The sequence below is a fragment of the Acinetobacter sp. YH12100 genome (genome assembly GCF_013419135.1).
GTDB classification, from domain to species: domain Bacteria; phylum Pseudomonadota; class Gammaproteobacteria; order Pseudomonadales; family Moraxellaceae; genus Acinetobacter; species Acinetobacter pseudolwoffii.
In genome coordinates this window covers 1-3,929 of record NZ_VPAQ01000043.1, presented here as the reverse complement: position 1 = coordinate 3,929, position 3,929 = coordinate 1, and the positions used below count along the sequence as shown (strand labels likewise).

Annotated in this window: 3 protein-coding genes and 2 pseudogenes; all 5 read right to left on the bottom strand. The window is 57.8% G+C overall.

Annotation, left to right across the window (positions count from 1 at the left end):
• Positions 1–259: 259 nt before the first annotated feature.
• Positions 260–1,246, bottom strand: a pseudogene (locus tag FTU40_RS14955) (type IV secretory system conjugative DNA transfer family protein); the annotation flags it as partial.
• A gap of 131 nt (positions 1,247–1,377) precedes the next feature.
• Positions 1,378–2,058, bottom strand: a complete 681-nt coding sequence (locus FTU40_RS14950; protein ID WP_109354582.1) for a LysR family substrate-binding domain-containing protein — start codon at positions 2,056–2,058, stop codon at positions 1,378–1,380.
• A 3-nt stretch (positions 2,059–2,061) separates the two neighbouring features.
• Positions 2,062–2,361 (bottom strand): annotated as a pseudogene (locus tag FTU40_RS15340) (LysR family transcriptional regulator); the annotation flags it as partial.
• Between the two features lie 27 nt (positions 2,362–2,388).
• Positions 2,389–3,603, bottom strand: a complete 1,215-nt coding sequence (gene floR / locus FTU40_RS14945; protein WP_000214122.1) for a chloramphenicol/florfenicol efflux MFS transporter FloR — start codon at positions 3,601–3,603, stop codon at positions 2,389–2,391.
• 174 nt (positions 3,604–3,777) lie between these two features.
• The gene (locus FTU40_RS14940; protein ID WP_373686074.1) at positions 3,778–3,927 is read right to left on the bottom strand and encodes a phenol hydroxylase subunit; all 150 of its coding nucleotides are present in this window, start codon (positions 3,925–3,927) and stop codon (positions 3,778–3,780) included.
• Positions 3,928–3,929 lie beyond the last annotated feature (2 nt).

Here is a 3,929-nt window from a genome sequence, read left to right as displayed (position 1 = left end):
CAGCAAGTGTTTTTTCTGCTTTAATCGCAGCAAGTGCTACCTTAGCTTTAAAGTCATTTGAATGATTTCTTCTTGGTCTACGTGTCATAAAATACTCCATATATTGATGTTTATAACATCATTTGGGGAGCAAAATATCACTTATAAGTGTTGTTCAAATTTCCTGATCCACCTCTGTGGCTCAACCTGCGAAAAGAAACGAGTTGCTACGTAAGTCCGAGAACATGCTTTCCATGGTCTCTGAGCTCGCCTTTGGGACCGACATATCGGTGGAGAGCACCCCGCTTCGTTCGTTCTCGCTCTTGTTCAACAGCTCGCGCGCCGACGACGCGATGACGGGATGAACGCCAGCCTCGCCGAGATGCGGCGTGTCCATCATGGCGCGCAAGGTCGCCTCGACCGGGCGGCGGGGATCGGACAGGAAATTGGCGACGCCCGCCAGCGTCTTGTCCTTCTCCGCATAGAGAACATGCAGGATCGCGCCGACCAGCAGGCTATGGCTGGTCTTTTCCCAATGATTACGCTTGTCGAGGCTGCCTTCGGGATCGACCAGAATATCCGCGATGTTCTGCACGTCGCGGACTTCCCACTCCCCCTGCCGCACCTCCAGCAACGGATTGTAGGCCGACGATCTGGCGTTCGTGGGATCGAACAGCAGGACGCGGCCGTGCTTCGCGCGAAAGCCGGCCGTCAGCGTCCAGTTCTCGCCCTTGATGTCGTGGACGATGCAGCTTCCCGGCCATGTCAGCAGCGTCGGCACCACCAGCCCGACGCCCTTACCGCTGCGGGTCGGCGCGAAGCATAAGACATGCTCGGGACCGTCATGGCGCAGATAGTCTTGCGTATGCCGGCCGAGCACTACGCCATCGGGGCCGAGCAATCCGGCCGCACGGATTTCCTTGTCTTCCGCCCATCGCGCCGATCCGTAGGTGGCGATGTTGCGGGCTTCCCGCGCTCGAATGATCGACATGAGGATGGCGGCGGCGATGGCGATGAAGCCGCCCGATACCGCGATGATGCCGCCCTCGACGAAGATAGCGGGCGCGTAGGCGTCGAAGGAAAACCACCACCAGAAGAAGGCCGGCGGATAATAGACCGGCAGGCCCGCCAGATCGAACCATGGCGCTCCAAGCTGGGGCTGGAAGCCGAGGCGAAAGGCAACCCATTGCGTCGCCGCCCACGTCATCACCAGAACGATGGTGATGACTACGGCGATCTGACCCCAAAGGATTCGGCCTCCGCGCAATGCAGGCTCCAGTCGGCAAAAGAGACGGAGCCGATCAGAGAGTAGGCAAAATCGGGACGGGCAACAGGAAAGAGGATGCCGGAGGGCTGCCGGATACTATCGGCGGCAAATAGGATGGATCGCCTGTGCCGTTATCGTGCCGGTCGAGTGCCATCCAGGAAACGATTGGGCGAATCGCCGTCACGCTTCATTTTGCCTGCGAGGTTGAGTAGATTTTTCAGTGCGGAGTTGCGATTGAACGGCGACCAGACGGCTGTAAAGGCAACCGGCTCCGGTTCATCGAGGAAGGGCAGGAAGACGATGCCGGTCGTCGGCAACAATGACGTTGCCTCGCCGACGATAGTGATGCCGAAGCCTTGTCCGACCATAGATAGCAGCGTGTCGCGCCCCACATCAAAGCGCCGGATCGACGGTGCGGGCCAACGCCCGGCAAGGCGCAGCACGATATGGTCATGGACCTGCGGGCCGGTGCCACCATAGCGAACAATGAAAGTCTCGCCGACCAGATCGGACCAAGTGATTGCGGACTGCCCGGCGAGGCGATGCCCATCCGATAGCACGGCCACCAGCGGTTCGGTCCAGATCGGTCGGGTATGGCAGTCGGGCATCTCGGGCTTGCCCGCGACGAACACCACGTCGAGCTGGTCAGCACGAAGCTGCATCACCGCATCGCGGGCTGTGCCTTCGGTGATCTCAACCTCAATGCCCGTATGTTCTTCCCGATAATGACGGATCAGCTCCGTGAGAAAGCTGCGTGGGATTAAGGCATGGATGCCGATGCGAAGCCGGCCGTATTCTCCTTGAGCTGTCATGCCTGCGGTCTTCACTGCGTGATCGAGTTGATCGACACCCGCCGTGACACGCTCCATGAAGTGCCTGCCTGCGTCTGTTAGCCGAACGCCCCGCGCATGGCGCTCAAATAGCAGGACACCAAGGTTATCCTCCAGCGCTTTCACACGCGCGCTGACGCTCGACTGGCTGATACCAAGTGCCTTGGCCGCATGCCGAAAATTCAGATGCTCGGCGACGGCGATGAACTGAACAAGGGAAATGAGCGGTATCCTGCCAGACAGGATACCGACATTCACGAGGTTTCGATGGTTAGTGCGCCGCATCGGAGCGGGCCTGCTACCAGTCGTCGGTTAGACGACTGGCGACTTCTCGGTGGCAGCCCCACGGAGCCGAAGGAGCACCAGCCCCAACGAAACCAGTACCGCCATCGCCGTGGCGTAACAGATCACGGGCCACGCTGTGTCACCGTTTAAAAGTGCCACCGCCAATGTCCCGACAATGCTGACTATCAGGCTTTGAACGCAGAAGTAGAACGCGACCGCTGATCCCGCGATGTCGTCGAACTCTGCCAAAGCGCCGTTCGCGGTAACGGACACCGTGAAGACAATACCGACCGCGACAACCCACATCGGTAGGATGAAGGTGAGGAATGACGGCGAGCCGTAAAGTTCGCCGATCCCCAACAGGACCGCTCCGCAAACAAGCAACGCCATCCCACGCGCCACGCATCCTGCGATGCCCCATCTGGCGACAAAGGACTTCGCGAAACGGGTTGTCACGATCATTACAAGCGCGACAGTGGCGAAGGCAAAGCTGAATCCGATCTCGGAATATTCCGCTTGGCCTATGAGCACACGGGGAGCCGTCGAGAAGAAGACGAAGTAGGTGCCCATACCGGCGCTAAAGCCGACAGTGTAAACCCAAAAAGCCGGACTCGCGAAGATCGGCAAGACAGATCGGCGCGTCTTGACTTGATCCAGAGGGCGGGTTTCGTGCCACCTGAAACCCGCATTTAGGAGTGCGAGCATCGCCAGTATAGCCAAAGTAATGAATATCGCCTGCCATCCCAAGAACTCGCCGATCAATACTCCGGCGATAGGGCCGAGCGCAGGCACGAACGCCAGCATCGAACTGAAAAGGCCGTAGATGACGACACCCTCAGGACGGTTGGCATAAACGTCGCGAACCGTCGCGAACGTCGCCACCAGCATGGCCGACGCGCCCACTGCTTGAAGTAGACGGAAAGCGACAAAGGCCGGTGCAGTTGAAGACCAAGCTGCTCCCAGAGACGCAATGACGAAAGCCGTTGCGCCCGCAAGTAGAATTGGCCGTCGCCCGATTCTGTCTGAGAGCGGACCAAAAATCACCTGGCCCACGCCGAGCATCACCATATAGAGGCTCAACGTGAGTTGGATCATAGCGGGCGTCGTGTTCAGGATGCCGGGCATCGCTGGAACGACAGGGAGATAAATATCCATCGCCAGTGAAGCGAGGATGTCGAAAGGAGCCATCAGCAGCAGTGCTGCCGGCAGCGTATAGGCCCACGCGGGGCGTGTGGTGGTCATGACGAATCAACCCTCGATTAAGGAATACCGGGCGACGTCTGCTCGTCAGCAATCAGATGAGACTAGCCTTACAGAGCGCCGCAACAACAATACTGGTTGTTGCGGCTTACTTGTCTGCTGACTTGGAATTTCCCATCTGATTACTCCACGCTTACGAATATGAATTGCTACATTTTATCCGATTATCTTTTGCTTCGCAATGCGGTCATATTCAATCTTTGCAAAATCATCCGTACTTAGGTGCTGTACTTGATGGTGTGCGCAGAATTCTTCAAAAGCCTTGACTGGCATAATCATTTCTACAGCTAACTCTGGATCACCTATCG

What these genes read in the sequence shown, in the direction of transcription:
- FTU40_RS14950 (WP_109354582.1), bottom strand. Translation starts at nt 2,058, where the DNA reads ATGACAGCTCAAGGAGAATACGGCCGGCTTCGCATCGGCATCCATGCC.
- floR (WP_000214122.1), bottom strand. Translation starts at nt 3,603, where the DNA reads ATGACCACCACACGCCCCGCGTGGGCCTATACGCTGCCGGCAGCACTG.